The organism is Streptomyces ruber (assembly GCF_014648075.1).
Lineage (GTDB): Bacteria > Actinomycetota > Actinomycetes > Streptomycetales > Streptomycetaceae > Streptomyces > Streptomyces ruber.
Window position 1 is genome coordinate 1 of sequence record NZ_BMQK01000032.1, and the last position, 20,934, is coordinate 20,934.

The 20,934-nt window shown below is 70.7% G+C and carries 17 protein-coding genes and 5 pseudogenes; 12 read left to right on the forward strand and 10 right to left on the reverse strand.

What is annotated here, in order from left to right; genetic code table 11:
* Positions 1-102 precede the first annotated feature (102 nt).
* Both IEZ04_RS33635 and IEZ04_RS33640 read left to right on the forward strand, forming a co-directional pair.
* Positions 103-813: pseudogene (locus IEZ04_RS33635) on the forward strand (NsdA family TPR-like regulatory protein); the annotation flags it as partial.
* A 37-nt stretch (positions 814-850) separates the two neighbouring features.
* Entirely contained in the window at positions 851-1,888 is a 1,038-nt protein-coding gene (locus tag IEZ04_RS33640; RefSeq protein ID WP_487222071.1) for an NsdA family TPR-like regulatory protein, read from the forward strand.
* 363 nt (positions 1,889-2,251) lie between these two features.
* Here IEZ04_RS33640 and IEZ04_RS33645 read toward each other — a convergent pair whose 3' ends face one another.
* The 3 genes and pseudogenes from IEZ04_RS33645 to IEZ04_RS33655 all read right to left on the reverse strand — a co-directional run bounded on the left by IEZ04_RS33645 (position 2,252) and on the right by IEZ04_RS33655 (position 4,626).
* Complete coding sequence (locus IEZ04_RS33645) at positions 2,252-3,337, reverse strand: integrase core domain-containing protein (protein ID WP_189220823.1); 1,086 nt, start codon at positions 3,335-3,337, stop codon at positions 2,252-2,254.
* A 201-nt stretch (positions 3,338-3,538) separates the two neighbouring features.
* Positions 3,539-4,090, reverse strand: a pseudogene (locus tag IEZ04_RS35515) (integrase catalytic domain-containing protein); the annotation flags it as partial.
* A 122-nt stretch (positions 4,091-4,212) separates the two neighbouring features.
* Positions 4,213-4,626 (reverse strand): hypothetical protein, encoded by a 414-nt coding sequence (locus IEZ04_RS33655; protein WP_189220783.1) that lies wholly within the window; start codon positions 4,624-4,626, stop codon positions 4,213-4,215.
* Between the two features lie 97 nt (positions 4,627-4,723).
* Between IEZ04_RS33655 and IEZ04_RS33660 the strand changes: the two genes are divergently transcribed.
* Positions 4,724-5,494 (forward strand): transposase, encoded by a 771-nt coding sequence (locus IEZ04_RS33660; RefSeq protein ID WP_189220784.1) that lies wholly within the window; start codon positions 4,724-4,726, stop codon positions 5,492-5,494.
* Positions 5,495-5,547: 53 nt separating this feature from the next.
* Here the strand turns inward: IEZ04_RS33660 and IEZ04_RS33665 are convergent.
* The 4 genes and pseudogenes from IEZ04_RS33665 to IEZ04_RS36150 form a co-directional block, all read right to left on the reverse strand.
* Positions 5,548-6,511: pseudogene (locus IEZ04_RS33665) on the reverse strand (IS5 family transposase).
* 116 nt (positions 6,512-6,627) lie between these two features.
* Entirely contained in the window at positions 6,628-8,274 is a 1,647-nt protein-coding gene (locus tag IEZ04_RS33670) for a VWA domain-containing protein (RefSeq protein ID WP_189220785.1), read from the reverse strand.
* Positions 8,271-9,464, reverse strand: coding sequence for an AAA family ATPase (locus IEZ04_RS33675; protein ID WP_189220824.1), 1,194 nt, complete (start codon positions 9,462-9,464; stop codon positions 8,271-8,273). The genes IEZ04_RS33670 and IEZ04_RS33675 overlap by 4 nt, the downstream gene beginning before the upstream one ends.
* A gap of 123 nt (positions 9,465-9,587) precedes the next feature.
* Positions 9,588-10,173 (reverse strand): annotated as a pseudogene (locus tag IEZ04_RS36150) (HNH endonuclease); the annotation flags it as partial.
* A gap of 173 nt (positions 10,174-10,346) precedes the next feature.
* Here IEZ04_RS36150 and IEZ04_RS33685 point away from each other — a divergent pair.
* The 7 genes and pseudogenes from IEZ04_RS33685 (at position 10,347) to IEZ04_RS33715 (ending at position 16,945) form a co-directional block, all read left to right on the forward strand.
* The gene (locus IEZ04_RS33685; RefSeq protein ID WP_189220787.1) at positions 10,347-10,634 is read left to right on the forward strand and encodes a hypothetical protein; all 288 of its coding nucleotides are present in this window, start codon (positions 10,347-10,349) and stop codon (positions 10,632-10,634) included.
* A 423-nt stretch (positions 10,635-11,057) separates the two neighbouring features.
* A pseudogene (dnaB, locus tag IEZ04_RS33690) lies at positions 11,058-12,104 on the forward strand (replicative DNA helicase); the annotation flags it as partial.
* A 372-nt stretch (positions 12,105-12,476) separates the two neighbouring features.
* Positions 12,477-13,031, forward strand: a complete 555-nt coding sequence (gene tpg, locus IEZ04_RS33695) for a telomere-protecting terminal protein Tpg (protein WP_189220790.1) — start codon at positions 12,477-12,479, stop codon at positions 13,029-13,031.
* 100 nt (positions 13,032-13,131) lie between these two features.
* Positions 13,132-13,539: a hypothetical protein gene (locus IEZ04_RS33700; RefSeq protein ID WP_189220792.1), complete on the forward strand. Its 408-nt coding sequence runs from the start codon at positions 13,132-13,134 to the stop codon at positions 13,537-13,539.
* Positions 13,536-16,121 (forward strand): tetratricopeptide repeat protein, encoded by a 2,586-nt coding sequence (locus IEZ04_RS33705; protein ID WP_189220794.1) that lies wholly within the window; start codon positions 13,536-13,538, stop codon positions 16,119-16,121. Before IEZ04_RS33700 ends, IEZ04_RS33705 begins: the two co-directional genes overlap by 4 nt.
* Positions 16,122-16,370: 249 nt before the next feature.
* Positions 16,371-16,544, forward strand: a complete 174-nt coding sequence (locus tag IEZ04_RS33710) for a hypothetical protein (RefSeq protein WP_229821481.1) — start codon at positions 16,371-16,373, stop codon at positions 16,542-16,544.
* Between the two features lie 11 nt (positions 16,545-16,555).
* Entirely contained in the window at positions 16,556-16,945 is a 390-nt protein-coding gene (locus IEZ04_RS33715; RefSeq protein ID WP_229821483.1) for a PIN domain-containing protein, read from the forward strand.
* 264 nt (positions 16,946-17,209) lie between these two features.
* Here the strand turns inward: IEZ04_RS33715 and IEZ04_RS33720 are convergent, their stop codons facing one another.
* From IEZ04_RS33720 to IEZ04_RS33730, 3 genes are all read right to left on the reverse strand, one after another.
* Positions 17,210-17,551 (reverse strand): hypothetical protein, encoded by a 342-nt coding sequence (locus IEZ04_RS33720; protein ID WP_189220799.1) that lies wholly within the window; start codon positions 17,549-17,551, stop codon positions 17,210-17,212.
* A gap of 327 nt (positions 17,552-17,878) precedes the next feature.
* On the reverse strand, positions 17,879-18,220 hold the full coding sequence (locus tag IEZ04_RS33725; RefSeq protein ID WP_189220801.1) for a DUF6233 domain-containing protein: 342 nt from the start codon (positions 18,218-18,220) through the stop codon (positions 17,879-17,881).
* Between the two features lie 290 nt (positions 18,221-18,510).
* Complete coding sequence (locus IEZ04_RS33730; protein ID WP_189220803.1) at positions 18,511-18,711, reverse strand: hypothetical protein; 201 nt, start codon at positions 18,709-18,711, stop codon at positions 18,511-18,513.
* A gap of 731 nt (positions 18,712-19,442) precedes the next feature.
* On the opposite strand from IEZ04_RS33730, the gene IEZ04_RS33735 reads away from it, so the two are divergent.
* Positions 19,443-19,622: a hypothetical protein gene (locus IEZ04_RS33735; RefSeq protein WP_189220806.1), complete on the forward strand. Its 180-nt coding sequence runs from the start codon at positions 19,443-19,445 to the stop codon at positions 19,620-19,622.
* Between the two features lie 595 nt (positions 19,623-20,217).
* Positions 20,218-20,934: a P-loop NTPase family protein gene (locus IEZ04_RS33740; RefSeq protein WP_189220808.1), complete on the forward strand. Its 717-nt coding sequence runs from the start codon at positions 20,218-20,220 to the stop codon at positions 20,932-20,934.

Sequence of the window (20,934 nt, forward strand, 5' to 3'; positions counted from 1 at the left end):
ACCCGGTACGACAAACTCGCCGTCCGCTACCAAGCGACCGTGCTGGTCGCAGCCATCAACGAGTGGCTGTGACCAGCACTTTCACAACAGGCCCTAGCCGGCTGGACCGCGTTCGACGCGGGGCAGCACCAGATCGCGCAGCGCCACTTCATCCAGGCGCTGCGGCTGACGAAGGCGGGCAGCGACGTGCACCTCGGCTCGTACGTGTTGAGCACCATGGCGATGCAAGCGCTGATGCGCGGCTTCACCTCCCAGGCCATCGACATGGCCCAGGGAGCCTACGAACGCGTTCCCGCTGCCGATCCGCGGGTGCTGGGGTTCGCCAAGCTCATCGAGGCCCGCGCGCACGCCCGGCAGCGGGACGCGCGCGCGGCGGCCACCTGCCTGACCACGGCCGAGCGCCTCCAGGAACGGGGGACGGCCGAGGGCAGCGGGGAACGCGCCTGGATCGAGTTCTTCTCCCGCCAGCGGATCGTCACCGACGCCACGGAGATCTTCCGAGACCTGGGCCAGCCCAGGTCCACGTTCGCCTGGCACGCCTTGGGCGCGATGCCGGGCGACGCCTACGCCCGCTCGCGCGGCATCCGGCTCTCGGTCCTGGCGACTGCACACGCCCAGGCCGGGGAACTCGACCACTCGCTGCGGCTGGGCGGCGAGTCCCTGCGGCTGTTCGCCCGGCTGCAGAGCGTGCGGGGCCTGGACTATCTCAGGCTGTACACCGACTCGCTGGCCCGCTGGCGCCGCGAACCGTCCGTGGTGGACTACCTGCGCGACGTACGGGGACTGGCGCGCCAGCTGACAACGGCGACTTGACCACCACACTCACCCCACCTGCTACCGGAGGCTGGCCGTGCACCGTCCGGACCGTCGATTCGTGCTCTCCGCGGCGGACGGGGGCGCCCTCGAGGCAGCCCTGCCCCAGGCCGATCCGCCGCCCGGCGCAAAGCCGCGGGGCAGCCGCGAGATCGGGCGGGAGGAGATGACGGCCCTGCACCGGGCCGTCGCCGCCGTCCGCTATGCCGATTCACGCCACGGCGGCGGCAGCGCCCAGGCCCAGGCGGCGGCCCACCTGCTCGACCAGTGGGTACGGCCGATGCTGGGGCGCCCGCTCACCGACGACCGGCAGCGCGAACTGTGCGCGGTGAGCGCGGAACTGGCCCGCCTCGCCGGGTGGGCAGCGCTGGACACCGGCCGACACTCGGCCGCCCGCCACTACTTCGACCGGGCCCTGTACTGGGCGCGCACCGCGAACGCCCCCGACCTGACCGCCTACGTCCTGACCACTGCCGCCCTGCACACCACGCTCTACGGCCGTCCTGGCGATGCCCTCGCCCTGATCGACGGGGCACTGGGCACGGCCGGGCACGTGCACGCCCGAGTCGTGGGCTTCACCAAGCTGGTCGAGGCCCGTGCGCACGCGCGGGCGGGCGACGCCAGGGCCGTCGCCGCCGCCCTCACCACCGCCGAACGCCTGCTCGACAAGCCCTGCTCCCACGGCGCTCCTGAATGGATCGACTTCTTCACCCACCCCCGCCTCGCCGCCGACGCCGCCGAGATCCACCGTGACCTCGGCGACGTCCGGGCCTGCCTCGCCTGGCACGAACAGGCGTCCGCGATGGCGCCCAACGCCTTCACCCGTTCGGTGGGCCTGCGCCTCACCGTCGTCGCCACCGTCCACCTCAAGGCCGGTGACCTGGAACAGAGCCTCGCCCTCGGCCACCGGGCCCTGGACATCCTCCGGTACGTCGACTCGAACCGCGCCCGCGACTACGTACGGCGCCTGGCCGTCGGCCTCACCTCGCACCGCACCCTGCGCGCGGTGGACGCCTTCCTGGCCCGACTCCGGCAGGAGTTCGCACCGGCGGGACACCCCGCGCCGGTCGCGTGACCTCCCCGCATGAGCCGACCTCCGAGCCTCGTCATCCCCCCGCGCACCCACGCTCGCCGCCTGCGGACAGACCGCGGTGTGCTCGCCGCACTGGACTGTGCCCCGCCGGATGACGTGCCGCGGGCGGGAACGGTGGTGATGGTGCCGGGCTTCCTCGGCAGCAAGGAGGACTTCCTTCCGCTGCTGCCTCCGCTGAGCGCGGGGCAGGGTACAGCGCCGCCGCCGTCGACGGCCGCGGCCAGCACGAGAGCGAGAGCCCGGCGGACGAGGCCGCGTACAGCCAGGACGAGCTGGCCGCCGACGTTCTCGCGTGGACGGCGGCGCTGAACGACCCTGTGCCGCTCGAAAAGTCATCGTCGCCGGTCAAGCGATATAGCAGTACTCGTTGATCACGCCGCCGAGGATCCTGGTCCGCAGCACTCGGCGGGCGTCGAGGTCGTGCACTGTGGCATCGGGCCGTTCTTTGGCATCAGGCGGTAGTTGCTGTCGGGCTTGGTGAGGTCGGTGGGCGTTGTAGTGCCGCCGGTAGGCGGCCAGGACCTGGCGGGCGTGGACCTCGTTCACGATCAGGACGTGGTCGAGCATCTCACGCCGGATGCTGCCAATGATCCTCTCGCAGTGGGCGTTCATCCGAGGAACCCGCGGGGCACTCAAGATCACCTCCAGCTCCTCGGCCTCGAAGACCGTGTCGAACGCCGCACCGTACTTGCCATCGCGGTCACGCAGCAGGAACCGCAGAGACTCCATGCGCACGCCCAGGTCGGCGGCGAGATTCCGCGCCTGTTGCACGGCCCACTCCCGGGTCGGCTGGGCGGTGACTCCGGTGATGGGCAGGCGCCTCGTGCCGTGCTCGAGGAACACCAGTGCGTACAGCCTCGTGCCGAGCGCGGTGTCGAGGTGGAAGAAGTCTGCCGCGATGATCCCCTCGGCCTGGGCGGCCAGGAACTCGCGCCAGCTTGGACCGGCACGACGCGGCGCCGGGTCGACGTCCGCGGCGTTGAGGATCCCCCGGACCGTCGAGGCAGCGATCCGATGCCCGAGTCGGGCCATCTCCCCTTGGATCCGCCTGTGCCCCCACCGCGGGTTCTCCTGGGCCAGCCGCAGAACAAGCGTCTTGATCGCCCCTCGGGTGGGCGGGCGTCCGGTGCGTCGGCGTGCGGTGTAATCCCACTTGGCAGCGACGAACCTGCGGTGCCAGGGGAGCAAGGTGCCTGGGGTGACCGGGAAGACCTCGCGCCAGCGTCGCCGGGGTATCAGCCCGGAGAGGGCAGCCAACCAGAACCGGTCGGCCGGCTCGTAGCGGACCGGGCCGGCAATCTGCCGGCGCAGGACCGCGTTCTCATGCCGCAGCACGAGCAGCTCGGCGTCATTTGCGGTGTCACGGCGCAGCAGCACCGACAGTACGGACAACAGCCTCCGGACCACCCTGTACAGCAGAGACACGATCACGCGGACATGATCCCAGGACCGGACTGCATCACTCCCACCTGCGTCGATGACTTTTCGAGCGGCACAGGTGAACAGGCGGTGCATCTCAGCCAGGTCCTTGATCTCCCGTCCGACCTCGCCCCGTGCGGAGGCGATCTCGACGGAGAACTCGCCGTTCACGGTCCTGAAGAACCGTTCGATCTTGCCTCGGCCCTCCGGGCGGCCGGGGGCGGAGTGGACCAGTTCGATGCCCAGCCTCGCGCAGGCCCGCAGCAGCCAGGAGTCGACGAAGGCCGAGCCGTTGTCGACGTAGATGTACTCCGGGACACCCCTGGCGGCCAGGGCCGGCCGCAGGGCGGCCGCGAGGCGGACGGTGTCCTCGGCGAAGCCCCAGCGGCGCCCGACCACCGCGCGGGAATGGTCGTCGACGAAGGGAAGGTGAACAGGTAGGTCTTGCGTCCGTCGATCCGGGGCCCGTGCAGGGCGTCCCCGGTCCACAGCTCGTTGGGCCGGTCGGCCTCGAACCGGCCGAAGACCGCCAACTGTTTCGGTGCCCGCAGGCTCACCAGACCGGTGCGGACGAACATCCGCTGCAGCGTGCGCTCGTCCGGGGCCCAGCCGATCTGGGCCCGCAGGATCCGCCGCACCTGTGCGGCCGTCCGCTCGGGGTTTTCCTTCTTCAGCGCGGTGGCCAGCTCGAACACCTCCGGCGGCGTCCGCGGCTGGGACTGCCGGGGTGAGGGCACCAGCGCGTCGAATCCGCCCTGGCGCCATTCCAGGATCCACCGGTCCAGCGTCCAGCGGCTGATCCGCATCCGCCGCCGTCCGGGTCGGTGTGCTCCTCGGCCGCGAGTTTGCGGGCTAAGAGTTGTCCCGTAACTCCACGAGGCTGAGGGTCATGCCGTGTCAGGGTCGGTGCCGATGGCACCGACCGAGCGAAGCGAACGCCCGAGGTCCCCGGTGAGGATGCGAGGGTGTCGCCGCCACCACCACAGGTCGGGGCCGGGCAACCTGTGGAACTGTTCGAGCGCCTGGCCGTCGTCGTCGACGGTCGCCGCCTTGTACCGGCCGTCCGGAGCTTTGATCTGCGGGCTCCAGAGCCGCACGATGTAGTCGTCCAGCAGGAGCCACGCCTCGTGCAGCCAGTTTCGGCAGTAGAGGTCGCTGGTGTACTCGTAGATGTCGTCGCCGTAGCCGCGCTCAATGACGCCTACCAGGGCGGCCCACGCATTCACCCTTTCTGCGACCGTGAATGCCGTCCGCCAGCCGCGCTGGTGCAGCAGCTCTCCCACCTCGGTCTCCGTAACCACGGGCGGGAGGATCTCACGCGGATCCCGTCCGGGCGACCGAGATACGCCCCGCCAGAGGCTGCGGCCCGAAGCATGAACAAGGTGAGACGATCGCACCGTGGCTGGTGTGATCACGGCGTCGGAACCCTCCTGGACAGCCCCGTTCACCGGGCTGAGCCCGCGACAGTTCGGGAAGCTTGTGAGCGCGTTGCGGCGGGAGGGCGCCGACCCGGTGCGCAAAGGTCGCCCCTGGGGCCTGCCGCTGGAGGACAGAGTCTTGCTGGTGGCCGCGTACTGGCGGGCGAACCTCACCCTGCGGCAGCTGGCCCCGCTGTTCGGGGTCTCGAAGTCCGCCGCGGACCGGATCATCGCCCACCTCGGGCCATTGCTCGCTCTGCAGCCTCGCCAGAGGTTCCGGAGGGACACCGTGCTGATCGTTGACGGCACCCTGGTTCCCACCCGTGACCACACGATCGCGGAGCAGTCGAAGAACTACCGATACTCCACCAATCACCAGGTCGTCATCGACGCCGACACCCGCCTGGTCGTCGCCGTCGCCCGGCCGGTCCCGGGGAACCGCAACGACTGCAAGGCATGGGAGCTGTCCGGCGCGAAGGACGCCATCGGCCGGACCACCGTGATCGCTGACGGTGGCTACCGGGGCACTGACCTGATCATCCCTCACCGCCGTGAACCCGGCCAGGCCGAACTTCCGGCCTGGAAAGAGGAACACAACGCCTCGCACCGCAAGGTGAGGGCCCGCGTCGAGCACGCCTTCGCCCGGATGAAGAGCTGGAAGATCCTCCGCGACTGCCGGTTGAAAGGCGACGGCGTCCACCACGCCATGCTCGGCATCGCCCGCCTCCACAACCTCATCGTCACCGGCTGAACCGCGAGCAGGCAGGTCAGCAAGCACGACCGTGATCAATTACGGGACAATTCTTAGGTCGTTTTTGATGGCTCTTGGACGGTGTCGCGGAGCCAGATGACGATCGCGGTGACGGTGAGGGTGCCGTTGAAGATGTAGTCGCGCTTGTCATAACGGCTGGCCACCGACCGGAACTGTTTCCACTTGCTGACGCATCGCTCGACCGCGCTGCGCCGTCGGTACTGAGCCTTGTCGAAGGCGGGCGGACGGCCGCCGGCCCGGCCACGGTTGCGGCGGTTGGCCCGCTGGTCGTCCGGCTCGGCGATGGTCGCCTTGATACCCCGACGGCGCAGGTAGGCGCGGTTGCCGCGGCTGGAGTAGGCCGTGTCCTGGAGTAGGCCTTGTCGCCGCGGACCCGGTCCGGGCAGCGGCGTGGGCGGCCGGGCCCGCGGCGACGAATGCGCAGCGACTCCAGCACCGGCCGGAGCATGGGGCTGTCGCCCCGCTGGCCCGGCGAGGTGAGCCAGGTCAGCGGGCGGGCCCGGTCATCGGCCAGCAGATGAACCTTCGTGGTCAGCCCGCCCCGGGAACGTCCCAGCGCCGCCTCCCGCCCATCGGCCTCCACACGCGCCCCGCCCCCTTTTTCCCACGAAAGTCACGTGGCGGCCGGTGCCGGGCCCCGGCTGCGTGCTGATGGGCCCGGCAGGAGGTGGAGTCGATGTTCACTGCCCACTCCCGCTCCAGCTCACGAGCCAGGGCGCCGTCGGGGTCGTCGGCAGCGGCCTCGATCTGCAACTCGGCCAGGATCTGCTGCCAGGTTCCGTCCGCCGACCAGCGGCGATGCCGTGCGTAGACGGTCTGCCAGGGCCCGTAGCGCTCCGGCAGGTCCGGCCAGGGCACTCCGGTGCGGGCCCGGAACAGCACCCCATTCACCACCGTCCGGTGATCGGACCACTGCCCACCGGGCCGCCCATTGACCGGCAGCAACAGCTCGATCGCCCGCCACTGCGCGTCGGTCAGCTCGTGTCGTCGCACCATGCCCGACGCCTGCCCGGCTCCTAGCTTGGTCCACCCCGCCCGACAAGAGCCATCAGAAACGACCTAAATCCCTGGACCACTCAGATCACTCGAATCACTCAGATCATTTGGATGACTCAGATCAACCGGAAGAGGTCGGCGGCGGCGTGGACGTCGGTGAGGTCCTCGACGTAGCGGAGGTTGTCGCACAGGGCGTCCAGGGCGGAGCCGGTTCCGTCGGCGCGCGGGACGCCGATGGCCACGCCGAAGACGCGGAAGCCCAGCCGGCGCTTGGCCTCGTTCCAGCCGCGCATCCACTCCTGGGTGACGTCGCACTCCTCGTCGGTGATCAGCACGATGTCGCCGCGCCCGCGGGCCGCGTCGTCGAACTCCTCCTCCAGCAGCTCACCGGCCGCGGACAGCGGCCTCTGGAAGTCGGTGCCGCCGCCGAGGAAGGTCTCCGCGAAGTCGATCACCTGGGCGAGGTCCGCGGCCGCGCCCGCAGGGAAGCGGAAGACCCGGAGCTTGTCGGCGGCGGAGAACAGGATGCCGACGAAGTCCCGCCCCGCGTGCCGCGCCTGGTCCAGCAGCGCCAGCGCGCACGCCTTGGCCCACGCCTCCCGGGTGACACCGCCGGGCCCCTCCGCGTACATGGAGTGCGAGGTGTCGACGCACGCGATGACGGCGCCCTGCCCGGTGGTCTGCTCGCCCTGGCTGTCGTAGAGCATCAGCTCCCCGGCCGCGTAACGTGCGGCGAACACCGCGCGCAGTCCCGGCGTGCCGAGGTGCGCCAGCTCGGAGGGGATCACGCGGGAGAGGTCGTCGCCGAGGGTGACGCCGACCAGCTCCCCGGTGGCGTTCTCGACCTTGCGGGCGCGCTCCCCGTCGGCCATCTGCCGGAAGCGGCCGATCAGCTCGGCCCACCGGGCGAGGCGGCCGGATTGGAGCCGCTCCGCGAGCCGGGCGCGCTGGTCGAACGGCATGCGCTCCAGCTCGCCGGGGCCGACGCCCCAGGCCCGCATCAGCGCGGCCTCCTCCCGCACGGTCTCCGCCGCCTGCGCCGCCGCGGCCCGCGCGTCGGCCCGGACACCGGGGGCCGCCGCCGCGAGGGCCTGCGCCGCGCCCTGGGCGGCCTGCCGCGCGGCGCCCTCGGCGGCTTCGGCAGCCTCGATCGCCCGCCGCACGGCGTCGGCGGCGCGGGCCGGCACCGTACCGTCCTCGTCGGCCCCGTCGGCGGCCTGCCGGAGCGTCTCGCCCACGGCGGCCGCCGCGCCTTCGGTGTCCCGCCGAGCCGTCCCGGCCCGCTGCGCCGGTTCCCTCGCCTCCCGGCAGCGCTCCAGCATCCGGCGCACCGCACCGGCCTGGGCGAGTACGGCCAGGGCGGCGGCGTAGGGATCGCCGGCCGTCTCCCGGTGCAGTGCGGCGAACTCCGCCGACTCCACCAGTGCGGTCACGACCTGGTGGTTGACCAGCCGGGAGGGGTCCATCTCCGTACGCTCGCGCAGCCGCGGCCCGGTGGTGTAGGCGGCCAGGAACACGTCGGCCAGCAGGTCACCGGTGTGGTCGTGGCGCTCGTCCAGCTCCTGGGCCAGCTCACGCAGTCCGGCCGACCGCGCGTACGTGTCGCGCCACGCGATCCGGTCGAAGGGGTCCGCGACCACGGCCGTGGTGTGCCACCGGCCGGGAGACGCGGCGGAGAGGGCCAGCCACTTCCCGGACCTGGTGGCGAGCGCGTCGAGCGTGCCTGCCGTCTCCCGGGATCCGTCCCGGTCCCGGACACTCACGGCTGGGCCTGCACCATGCTCGCGTCCATGCCGAGGGCCTCGGTGAGGACGCGGGCGCGGACGGCACGTTGGCGGACGGCGACCCGGTCGATGGTGGCGGTGGAACGGCCGGCGCCCGCCGCCTCCTCCCGCAGCTTCTCCAGCCGCTTGCCCGCCATGGCGAGCCTGTTGTGAGCCTTCTTGATGACCCACTCGCTCAGCGCCTCGCGCGACTGCCCGGCCATCGCGTCGAGCTGGGTCTCCAGCTCGTCGATGGTGTCGGCCAGGTCGAGCGCCTCCTTGGCGTCCGGGTTGACCAGGTGCAGCACCTCGCGCTCGACGGTCGGGCGCTCGGCGGGAGAATTCCACAGCACGTGCGTCAGCACCGAGAGGTCGGTCTCGGCGACCGCCGGGCGGCCGTCGAGGTACGCGGACGCCTGGAGCAGGCGCACCGCCTGCCGCCAGCGGCGGTCGGAGGCGACGAGTTCCTTCCGGCGCAGGGCGGCCCGCAGCGTGCACACCGCGTCCACGATCGTGTCGGGGACGTCCACGGCCGGGACGCCGACGCCCACGGCGTGCTGCAGGGCGGCCAGCTCGACGGTGGTCCGGGCCGGCGCCTGAGGGCGGCTGACGGCGGAGCGGACCAGCGCGGCGAAGTTCGAGGGGTCCGCCAGGTACCCGACCTCGATCCGCACCAGCAGCCGGTCGTAGATCGCGGCCGAGTCCTCGCCGCCGGGCAGCTCGTTGCTCGCCGTGATCGCCCCGATCAGGGGGCAGCGGATCGGCTCGCCGCCGTTCTCCGGGTGGTAGATCCGCTCGTTGAGGAAACCGAGCGTCTCGTTCAGCGCCGCCGTGGAGCACTTGAAGATCTCGTCGATGAACGCGACGTGCGCGGTCGTGGCACGGCCGTCGTAGACCTGCCGGTACTCGCCCCGGGCCAGCGCGGCGACGTCGATGGGCCCGAACATCCTCGTCGGCGCGGTGAACTTCGACAGGAGGATCTCCCAGTACGACGCCCCCTCGATCCGGCCCGTGAGCTCTCGCGCCATCTCGGACTTGGCCGTCCCGGGCGGCCCGAGCACCAGCGAGTGCTGCCCGGCCAGCAACGTCACCACCAGCGTCCGCACGACGTCGGCCCGCTCGTAGAACCGCTCGGACAACTCGTCGGTGATGGCCCGCAGGGCCTGGGCGGTGCCCTGCGCGCTGTGCATGTCGTCGTGTGCGTACACCCTCAACTCCCCGTTGACCACGCCACCATGCCGCTCAGAATACGTACCGTTACCAGGGCGCTCCGCGGTGCCGCCCGTCCGTCACCGCTTCAACACTGCTCCGGTTCACGCTGTGGCACCGGCATTCTTGAATACCTGCTTCTCGTGCCAGAGAACGTACGCCGGCTCGACCGTGGGGTGGCCGGGCCGGGCCGAGGCGTGGCGACCGGCTGCCCGTGGAGCGTGTCGACGGCCCGTCCCGCGGTGCTCCGTGCCACGTACTGCCGGGACACCTGTATCCGGCCATCGGGCAGCAGCCCCAGCACACCGAGATCGAAGAGCGTGTGGTGCAGGGAGCACAGCGCGAGCCCGTTGTTCACGTCGTCCGGCCCGTCCTGACTGTGCCATCTCACATGAGCGGCCTCCAGCCCCACCGGGTTCCGGCCCAGCGCGCCGTCGAAGCCGCAGAAGGCGCAGGCATACGCGTAGGCGTGGAGCACCTCTTCGGCGAACCCGGGCCGTCGTCTCCGCCGCCTCTTCTCCGTCCCCCTCTCTGTCGGGGCATACCCCACGTACTCCGGCCCACCAGCCGGATCGAGGCCGATGGCGTCACATATAAGCCCTCCAGGGCCGGTGTGAAGTGCTGCTCCAGCAGAAACCTGACGGCTGCAGCGCACACGCCCGGCTCCGCTGCATGATCCCCGCGACTTCTCCCCCGACGGTCACGTCGCCGTATCGGGTGGACTGTCCTGTCGGCCGATCCGACGCATCGCCTTCAGCGGGTACGGGGCCTCCCGGCTTTCCTTCCGGAACCGGCGATAGGAGTCCCCCTCACAGCGGCGACCGGCGCGGGACGGGCAAGGACCGAGGCGACCGCCGCCGGGAGTGCTGGCCGATGAGCCGGCGGATCCGGACGGCGGCATCCCGCTCAGATTCACCGAGCTGCAGCTCTGCTCTCCGGAGCCACTGCCCCTGGTGGTGCTCTTGCACTGGCGCGCCTGCGAGCAGGATGGAGGACCGCGCAGCGCGGAGTCCGTCTGGTCAACGCTGACGGAGCAGGGCATCTGCAGCTACGACGGCGAGACGCCGGTCAGCCTGGGCGAGGTACGCCAGGCGGTGGACTTCCTCCTCGCTGAGGGTGTCGTCACGGCTGCCGCAGGCGGTGACCTGTGAAGATGTCCGCCGCGGAGTTCGCGTCATCGACCATTCAGCGGGCTTGGGAGCCGCCCGAAGAGGTCATAATCCCATCTGCACTCGCGTTCGATCCGGTCCTGCAGCCGGAGGACTACGGGGTCCTGATCCGGCTGCTTCTGCGGGACCCGGGCAAGCCGGCCGGGGTCCTCGCGCTGGCTGAAGAGTTCCAGGCGTCGGGCTGGAAGATGGGCGCTTCCCGTCTCCGCGGGGTGATGGCACGCCTGAAAAAGGCCGGCCACGTGAGCCACCGGCAAGCCGGTTACGACCCGACCACGAAGCGGCCGTCGTGGGCGTTCGCGGTCTACCGCAACCCCGCGAACAACCCGCAGTACATCGACAAGGGTGTCAAGGCTGCGTCGCAGGTCAGCCCGACAGTGCGAAATCCAGCACATGGGGTGGCAGGTGCCCACCGCGGCGAACGCCCAGCACTACGCGGAGATCGTCGCCGAGCGGGCGGTCTTCCGCCGCCTGGCGGAGTCCGGCACCCGCATCGCCCAGAGCGGCTACACCGGCGAGGGCACCGGGCAGGAGGCCGTGGACCGGGCCCAGGCCGAGCTCTTCACGGTGATGGGCGACCAGACACAGAAGGACACCCTGCCGCTCAGCGCCACCAGCGACCGGATGGTCGACCGCCTCCAGGCCCGCAAGAACCGCGACGGGCTGCGTGGTCTGGCCACCGGCTTCACCGACCTGGACAACCTCACGCACGGCCTGATGGGCGGCCAGATGATCGTCATCGCCGCCCGCCCGGCCGTGGGCAAGTCCACCCTGGCCATCGACTTCGCCCGCCACTGCTCCATCAAGCAGAAGCTGCCGACGGCGTTCTTCAGCCTGGAGATGGGCCGCGAGGAGATCGAGGACCGCATCCTGTCCGCGGAAGCCCGGGTCGGCCACCACCACATCCAGTCCGGCGACGTCACCGAAGACGACTGGACGCGCATCGCCCGCCGCATGCCGGACATCTCCGAGGCCCCGCTGTACATCGATGACACCGCCAGCCAGAGCATGATGGAGATCGCCGCCAAGGCCCGCCGCCTGAAGCAGAAGCACGACATCCGCCTCATCGTCGTGGACCATCTGCAGCTCATGACCTCCGGCGGCCGCCTGCCCGAATCCCGGCAGCAGGAAGTCTCCGACATGTCCCGCAACCTCAAGCTGCTCGCCAAGAGTCTGAACGTGCCGGTCGTGGCTCTGTCCCAGCTGAACCGGGAGTCGGAGAGGCGCAGCGACAAGAAGCCGATGCTGTTCGACCTGCGCGAGTCCGGCTCCATCGAACAGGACGCCGACATGGTCATCCTGCTGCACCGCGAGGACGTGTACGAGAAGGAGTCGCCCCGCGCGGGCGAGGCGGACCTGATCGTGGCCAAGAACCGCGGCGGGTCCACCAGCACGCTCACGGTCGCCTTCCAGGGCCACTACAGCCGCTTCGTCAACATGGCCCACATCTGATCCAGACCTGTGGGGTCTCAAATCTCGCGGCACAATCTCACGATCTTGGCATCGAACGCGGCATCGAACAGAGAAACCGCAGTTCAACGGCTCGCCGGGTCCGGCGAGTCGGCCGAGGCCGTAGGAAATGCCACGGTTCGTGAGACTGGGCGGCTGTGCCATCGACCTGAGACAGGTGAAGAACCGCAGGTCGACGGGCACGGCCTGTGCCACGAGCGGCGAGACCCTACAAGACCGCCGCCACTCCCGTACCTGAGAAAGCCGCTGAGCGCCCCTCTCGCCGACGATCACCGCCCCGGCGGGAAAACCCCCGCCGAATGATCGCTAAGGCGCTCAGCGGCCCGTACAGACGATCACGAAGGGAAGGCCCCGATGGGCATAGTCGGAGACGGCCTGGAACGCGCCGTGCAGCAGGCGTTCACCCGCCCCATCCCCAAGTCCGCCGGCGCCCAGATGCGCTACCTGGTCAAACAGCTCGGCAGCACCCGCACCGTCGCCGACGCACTCGGTGTCTCGCAGCGCACCGTGGAGCGGTACGTGAAGGACCAGATCAGACGCCCGCGCGCCGACCTCGCCCAGCGCCTGGAGGACGCCGTCCGCGCCCGCTGGCAGCCCCGCATCCGCGCTCAGGCCCGGCGGCAGGCCGCGACCACCACCGGCGTGGTCATCGACACCCGGGCCCGGTTCGGCTTCACCGCCGCCCCCGGCAGCAGCGACGACGCGCGCGTCCGGCACCTCACCATCGCCCTGCCCCCGCACCACGCCGCCCGCCTCTTCGACGCCCAGGCCGCCGGCGCCAGCGAGCAGCAGCTGCGCGACATCACCGCCGAAGGCCTCGGCGAGATGTACTTCCGCGACGGCGGCCGCCGCGCCCACGGCCTGGAAGTCGAGTTCACCGACGTCGAGCACGTGGCATTCGACTTGTAGCCGCAGCACCCACCTATCGCTCTCTTCACACGTAACTACCGATAATGAGCCGGTTCCGGTGGCAATCTGGTCGCATCTTGCCGAGAGGAGCGCTGAGTTGGTGCGGTGGGTGCGGTGGCTGGTGGCGGTGGTCGCGGCAGGAGTCACGTTCGGGATGTTCCTGTGGCTGACGCGGTCGGTGTCGTGGGGCTGGCTGCCTGAAGGAGAGGCGGAGCGGTGGGGGGTGGCGGCCGCGTTCGCCGCGGTAGTGGCTGGTGCGGTCGGGGCGGCGGTCAGCTGGTGGGCCGGGCGTGAGGCGCCCGCCCGGCAACCGCAGGACGGGCGCAGCCTGCGGGCGCGGGTAACCGACCAGGCGCGGGTGGACCAGGCAGGCGGCCACCGCGGCAGGCCCGGCGGGCCGGGCCGGGCGGCGCCGCGCGACGTGCGGCTGGATGCGGACGCGTCCGGGCACGGTCAGATCCGGCAGACCGGCGGCGACGACTACACCAGCGGCCCCGGCACCCCGTGACCGGCGACATAGGCCAGGGCGCCGGACCGCGGCGGGAGCTGCGGGCCCAAGCCTCCGGGGACAGCCGCATCCTTCAGGTCGGGGGCGACTACTACGAGACGGCGAAGGAGCCGGAGAGGCGGGCGCTGACCACTCTGCCGCCGCCCCCGGCGCACCTGGTGGGCCGCAAGGAGCAGACCGACCAGCTGTTGGACCTACTCGATCCCACAGCGCCGGGAACATCTGCGGCGGTGGTGGCGGGGCTGGCCGGGAGCGGTAAGACCGCCCTGGTCTTGCATGTGGCCCACGAGGCGGTGACGCGCGGCTGGTTCCCGGGCGGTGCCCTGTTTCTGACCCTGCACGGCTACGACCCTGCCCGGCGCCTCGAGCCCGACCGGGCGGTGGGTACGCTGCTGCGCGGCCTGGGCGTCACGGACGAGAAGCTGCCTGCCACCCTCGATGAGCAACGAGCCTTGTATCAGGCGGAGCTGGCCTCTCGTGCTCAGCGGGGTGAGCCAGTACTGATCGTCGCCGACGACGCCGGCGACACCGGGCAGGTGCTGCCGCTGCTGGTCGGCTCCCGTCTCCACCGGCTGTTGATCACCTCCCGGCACAGCCTGGACCCCGTTGCCCTGGCAGCCCGCCACCTGCGGCTGGACGAGCTCGATCCGGACCCGGCCGCTGCCCTGATCGCTGCTGCCCTCATCCGTACCAACCCCGACGACCCGCGTCCCGCCCGGGACCCGGCCGCCCTGGCCGAAATCGCCGCTAGCTGCGGGCGGCTGCCGCTTGCCCTGGTGATCGCCGCCGCCCTGCTCACCGCCGACCCCGGCCTGCCCCTAGCGGCCCTGGCCGACCAGCTGAGCGCCGAGCACACCCGGCTCGCTGCCCTGCACTACGACGACCAGGACGGCCACTCGCTGGCGGTGCGGGCCGCCTTCGACCTTTCCTACCAGCGCCTGCCGCCCGACCCGGCCCGTCTGCTGCGTCGACTGTCCTGCAACCCGGGCCCGGATATCTCCACCGAGGCTGCCACCGTCCTCAACGACGGCGCCCCCGCCCGCCCGGTGCTGGCGGCCCTGGCCCGGGCCGGTCTGCTGACCGAACAGCCCGTAGGCGGCGACCGCTGGCGCTTGCATGACCTGATCCGCCTCTACGCCACCCACCAGCATCAGAAAATCGACGATACCCAAGAGCGCCAGGAATACCTGGCGCGCCTACTGCGGCACTACCTGACGACCGCGGAGGCGGCTGACAACCATCTGTGGGCTCTCACCGGTGAAGCGGTGCCCGCCCGTTTCGCAGGCCGTACGGAGGCACTGGCCTGGTTGGACATGGAGCGGAGCAACCTTCTTGCCGCCGTCACCCTTGCCGCCGTCATCAGCCCGGCTTTCGCTTCGCCTGCGGTAGGCATTTTGACGGCGTACTTGCTATGGCGCCGCTACTTCACCGATGCCCTCACCCTTGCCGAGCACGCCCTCGCTGCCGAGCGTGAGCTGGGTAACCGGCACGGTGGAGCCCGGGCGCTGAATAATCTCGGCCTTGCGCTGCGGAAGGTGCGGCGGTTCGAGGAGGCGATCGACGCCCACACTGAAGCCGTCACCGTTTTTCGCGAGCTGGACGACCGGCATGGCGCAGCCCGGGCGCTGAATAATCTCGGCCTTGCGCTGCGGAAGGCGTGGCGGTTCGAGGAGGCGATCGACGCCCACACTGAAGCCGTCACCGTTTTTCGCGAGCTGGACGACCGGCACAACGAAGGAAAAGCGCTGAACAATCTCGGCCTTGCGTTCTGGAAGGTGCGGCGGTTCGAGGAGGCGATCGACGCCCACACCGAGGATGTGGCTATCTGCCGTGAGCTGGATGACCGGTACGGCGAAGCGCAGGCGCTGGACAATCTCGGTATTGCGCTGCAGGAGGTGCGGCGGTTAGAGGGGGCGATCGACGCCCACACCGAGGGTGTGGCTATCTATCGTGAGCTGGATGACCGGTATGGCGAAGCAGAAGCGCTAAATAATCTCGGTAGTGCGTTGAGGGAGGTGCGGCGGTTCGAGGAGGCGATCGACGCCCTCACCCAGGCCGTCACCGTTTTTCGCGAGCTGGACGACCGGCACGGCGAAGGAAAAGCGCTGAACAATCTCGGCCTTGCGTTGGGGGAGGTGCGGCGGTTCGAGGAGGCGATCGATGCCCTCACCCAGGCCGTCACCGTTTTTCGCGAGCTGGACGACCGGCACGGCGAAGGAAAAGCGCTGAACAATCTCGGCCTTGCGTTGGGGGAGGTGCGGCGGTTCGAGGAGGCGATCGATGCCTACACCGAGGATGTGGCTATCTGCCGTGAGCTGGATGACCGGTACGGCGAAGCGCAGGCGCTGGACAATCTTGGTACTGCGCTGCGTGAGGTGCGGCGGTTAGAGGGGGCGATCGACGCCCACACCCAGGCCGCCGCCATTTTCCGCGAGCTGGATGACCGGCATGGCGAAAGCAGAGTGCTGAAAAACCTTGGCTTGGCTGTGGAACGCGATCGGCGATCTCGTTGGATGAGGAGAATGTGGCGCCTCGTTGTCTCACGGCGCGGGACCGGTCGCGCTACCCGACCGGTCCCTTGAGTGTCCTTCAAGCATTTTTCGCAGAGCCTTCTCTCTCTCCCTCTCATGAACGCCATCACCCACACGAGTGATACTTCCGCCTCGCTTTTCGACGACGTGCCTTGAGTTTTTGCGGACGGCTTCCCCTATCCCTCTACCGGCAGTAGAGTCGGGGGTGTGGCAGACGAGACGAGCATTAAGGTGAGCGCGGCTACGCGTGACCGGCTGGCCGCCCTCGCGGCCGAGCACGGCACTACGATTCGCCACCTCGTGGAAGAGCTCGCGGAGGGCCGGCCGACCCAGGCGGAGTACAAGGCGCGCGCCGCGCAGGCCCGCGCCGAGCTCGCCTCGCTCCTGGGCACCGCGCCCAGCGAAGAGGCCGAGACGAAGGCCCGCGGCCTGCTTCAGCGCCTGGGCGCCGGCCAGGACCCGGCGGCCGCATAGTGACCACCTCTATCGCCGTGGTTCTGGATCACACCACGGCCACCGCCCTGTACGACCCCAAGGACCCGCACAACGAGGCCGTGGCCGCCTTCTATGTCCAGGCCTCCGGCGGTCTGGGCACCCTCTACGCCCCCGTCCTGTCTCTGACCGCCGGCGACACCGAACGGCCGGGCCTGCTCGCCTACATCAACGGTCTGCGCTTCATTCGGCTGGAGGCGTTCGACACCGCGGCCGCCCTCGCTGCGACCGGGATGCTGCACGCCGGGCATTCTTGGGCGGCCGTGCATGCCATCCACGCCGCCCGGCCCTCGGCGGAGTTCCCCGCGGGCCGCTTCCTGCTAACCCTGACGCCCGGGGTGTACGAGGGGACCGGCGTGAGGGCCGTCCACCCCGATCAGTAGACGCGGCTGCTGGGGTCCGGCCGTGTCCGGCTGTCATGGTCCGGCGTCCGGGGCGGGGCCGGCGCCCAGGGTGCGGCGTCCGGCCGGAAGTGCGGGCGCCGGTTCGGTGGCGGCCGGGACGGCGGAGAGGCGCATCGCGGTGAGCTGGGCGCGCTGCCGGGGCTTGACGGTCCAGCACGCTCCAGAGCTTCTCGAGCGTCGCCAGGTGAGCGGGAGCGCGCGACGTGTGCCCCTGTGGCCTTCCGCGGCCCGAGGGGCACAGGTTCAGGCGTCGCTGATGCGGAGGTTGTCCGTCTCCTGCCAGCCGTGGGTGGTGAGCCGTTGGGGGAGGCCGAGTTCGGGGCGTGCCCGCAGGGTCAGGCGGAGGGGCGGCGGCAGGGCGCGGGCGACGTCGAGCAGGGCTTGCAGCGCGTCCTGGGAGAGGTAGAGGACGCCGGTGAGGTCGACGGTCACGTCGGTGGTGTCCTGGTGCTGTCCGTGGCAGTGCAGCAGAGCGAGGGTCACGGGGCTTTTGTGGGCGGCTGTGATCTGGCCGAAGAGCCTGATGCCGGGCGCGTGGCCCAGGGGTGTGATGAACATGAGGTCGTCGATGAAGTGGTCGGACATGATCGCACTTCCCTGAAAACCGTGCACTGCCGGGGAAGCGGGGGCGACCGGGTGACGGACTGGGCGCCGCGGCGGTTCCTCGAACGATGCCGAAGACGCGGGCTCAACGGATCCCGCAGAAGGACAGCCGCTGACGTAGGGACGCCCCTTGGGCCCCGAGTGATCGTCGGACCGCGGCGCCGTAGCAACGGACGGCCGGCAGTTCACGGACTACTCGCAGCGTACGCCCGAACCCCCGGCACGGACAGCCCGTCCCGGTATCGGCCGGCCCACCTTGCCCGGTGTGGCTGTGCCCCGCGAGCCCCGCAGGCAAAGGCGCCCGCCGCGCTACTCCAGGACGCCCAGTGCGGTGTCCGGGCGGCAGTGCGGGCAGGCTTCCACGCCCTCCGCCAAGGCTCGCACCGCCGCCTCCCGCGGCACGCCTTTCGCCCGCTTGCCGGCCATGTGGCAGCCGCCCGCGTGCACATACACCGCCGACGCGCGCCCGCCCAGGCTGCGCTCCACCGTCCACTCCGGCACTGCCGGCCGCGCCGCCACGCCCCGTTCCCGCTCCGCCGCCCGCCGTTCCTCGGCCGCCTTCCACCGGCGTACCTGCGCCAGCTGCTGCTCGGCGACGCGTTCGGCGAAGCCGAGTAGTTCGAGGCGGGACGGTGGACGGGAATCGGTCATGTATTCGATTCTATGGAGGACTGCTCGCCCGTCATGGTCGGGGGCCGGTCTGCTCCCGCCACAGCCATGACGTCCTGGGATCGGACTGCGGCTCCTGCCGGACGGCTCCGCGCGCACGCAGGGGCCGGTGGTGATGCCCACCCCACTTCCCAGTACGCCCTGGTAGCCGGGCGGTGGGGTGGCCGGGGAGTCGGCCACCGCGTGCTGCCCGTGCCGTGGCGGGCGTGGCGCGGTTTCACGCGCACGCACGGGTGAGGGCGGGCCCCGGCCCTCGCTGCGGCTGCCGGTGTTCACCGTGCGGTGGTGTTGGGGCCAGCGCCCAGGGTGCGGCGCCCGGCGGCCGGGTGCGCGGGCGCCGGGTCGGTGGCGGCCGGGATGACGGAAAGGCGTTCGGCGGCGAGCTGGGCGCGCGCTGCGGGCGGGTCGGTGTCTTGCGTGCGGGACACATCGGCGGGGGTGGGTCCGGTGCCCAGCGGGCGGCGGTCGGTCATCGCCCGATTCTCAACCTCGCGCCGCGCCGGGGAGCTCCTCTTCGAGAAGTTGTTCTCCAGCGCCCCGGCGCTGGGTTCCGGTCCGGCTGTCAAGGCGCGCGTGTCGCGCGCGAGGCGGTGGACTTCGGATCTTCCGTGGGGCGGGGCAAGGTGTTGCGTCGCTAGCCCCCGTTCCCGGCATCCTGCGGTCGTCCTGTCCGGGTTCCTACCCGAGATGCAAGGCGCGGGAATCCCTTGCGCTCCAGTGCCAGTACATCTCGGCCCACGGGGTGCCGGGGCGGCCGTGGAACAGTCCGGCACCCGCGCGGACGCGCGGGCAGCATCTCGCCGGACGGCCGTCCCGGCAGTCACTCACATAAGCGAACGTCCGGGCGGTGTCCGTCGTGGCGACCGGCCAGGTAACAGGTCTTCAGGAAGCGGCGCCATGCGCCCGTCACGACGGTGTGGTCGCCTGCCGGGCTGCAGGCGACCGACTCCCTTGATCGATAAGGCGTAACAGCTCCCCCATAACCCAAGTGTGGGGCGCCACCGGAACCGTCGCGTGACGGGCTCATGAACGGCGATGAAAGCGCAGGTCAGAGGGCGCTTGCGGGGCTAACCCCTGCACCCACGACTCTGACGCCGTCCTGTTCGGGCTGCTTGCCCCGCACGCAAGGGCCAGGGAGCTCCCACGCTCCGCCATCCATCCGGCACGCGGATCAGCCGCGTGCCCCGACCCTCAAGGGGGAACCGTGTCCGCCATCGTTCTGTTCGTCGTGCTGCTCCTGGTCCTCGTCAGCGTGCTTTTCCTCGGGGCGCTGGGCTACCTCGTCCACCGCTATCCGTCACTCGCCATGCCGTTCACGGTCGTCCTGGCGGGGGCCGCGTTCCTGGGCGCCCTGTTCGTCGGGATCGCCCAGGCCGCGCCGTGACCCGGTGCCGGCGGGCAGCTCAGCTCTCCGCGGCGTCCGTCGCGGTGGTCCGGGCGGTGAGGTCCTGCTCCATGCGGGCCAGCTCGTCCTGGAGCTGGCGGCACAGCTCCAGCGCCCGGCCCGGGTCCGCGGCCGCCAGGCGCTGCAGCTTGTCCAGGCGCAGGACGCCGGACGGCTCCAGCCGGCGCGGAGTCCGGGGCGATGGCGTAGCCGCAGGTGATGGCGGCCGCTCGCAGGCCGCGCTCGGTCAGGTCCCCGGCACTCTCGGCCGCGCGCCAGCACTCGCGACTGCGTCCGCTGTGGTCGCGCTGGACGGCCACCAGCGGGGGCAGTGGTTGCTCTTCGCGCCGCCTTGGTGCTCCGCTCCGTGGCGGATCGCGAGGAACGGGGCTTTCGTGCGCTCCACACGCCGGTGTCGCTGGCGGGTGGGTTTTACGGCCGTAAAACCCACCCGCGCTGCCGCCTGTCTGGCCGGGCCCGTTGTGATCATCTGAGAGGATGCTTCCCGTCCATCCGAAGTACCAGGGTTTCTTGGGAAGTAGTCGGAGAGCAGTTCATGCCTTATATCACTGTGGTGTTGAACCGGAAGGGCGGCGTGGGTAAGTCGCTCATCGCGGTCAACCTCGCCGCCGTCTATGCGGAGATCCTTGACGGGGAAGCCGCCGAGGCCGAGGGGGTGGCCCCGTCGGTGGCGGTGGTGTCGATAGACCCTCAGGCCACCAGCGTGGAGCACGCCGAGAAGGTCCGCCAGGCCGGGCGCCCCGTGCCGTTCCGTGTCGTCAACGCCAGCCATACCACCGACCAGCTGCGCCGCTTGCGCCGCGCGAAGGCCGACATCATCATCGTCGACACTCCCGGCTTCATGCCGCTGACGAGCGAGGACGAGACGGACGAGTCCCTCGACCCGCTCGGCGACGGCACCACCGGCGACGCGCTGCGCGCCATCCTGGACGTGGCCGACGACGTCATCGTCCCCCTCGAAGCCGAGGGCTCCGCTTTCACCCCCACCCGGGTCACGATCGAGCGCGTCCTGGTGCCCCGGCAGATCCCCTACGGCGTCGTCATCAACAACTGGGACCCCCGCGACGGCACCGCCGACCGCGACCGCACCATCAACCTGGTCAAGCGCCGCGGCTGGGACCGCTACAACGCCACCGTCCGCCACTACAAGCAGCACACCCGCGGCATCACCAACGGCCGGCTCTGCACCCAGTACGAGTCCAACCACGCCTCCACCAAGGCCAAACAGGACTTCGTCTCCCTCGCCCTCGAGCACCAGCTGCGCCGCCAGAAGTACACGGAGGTGCGCTAG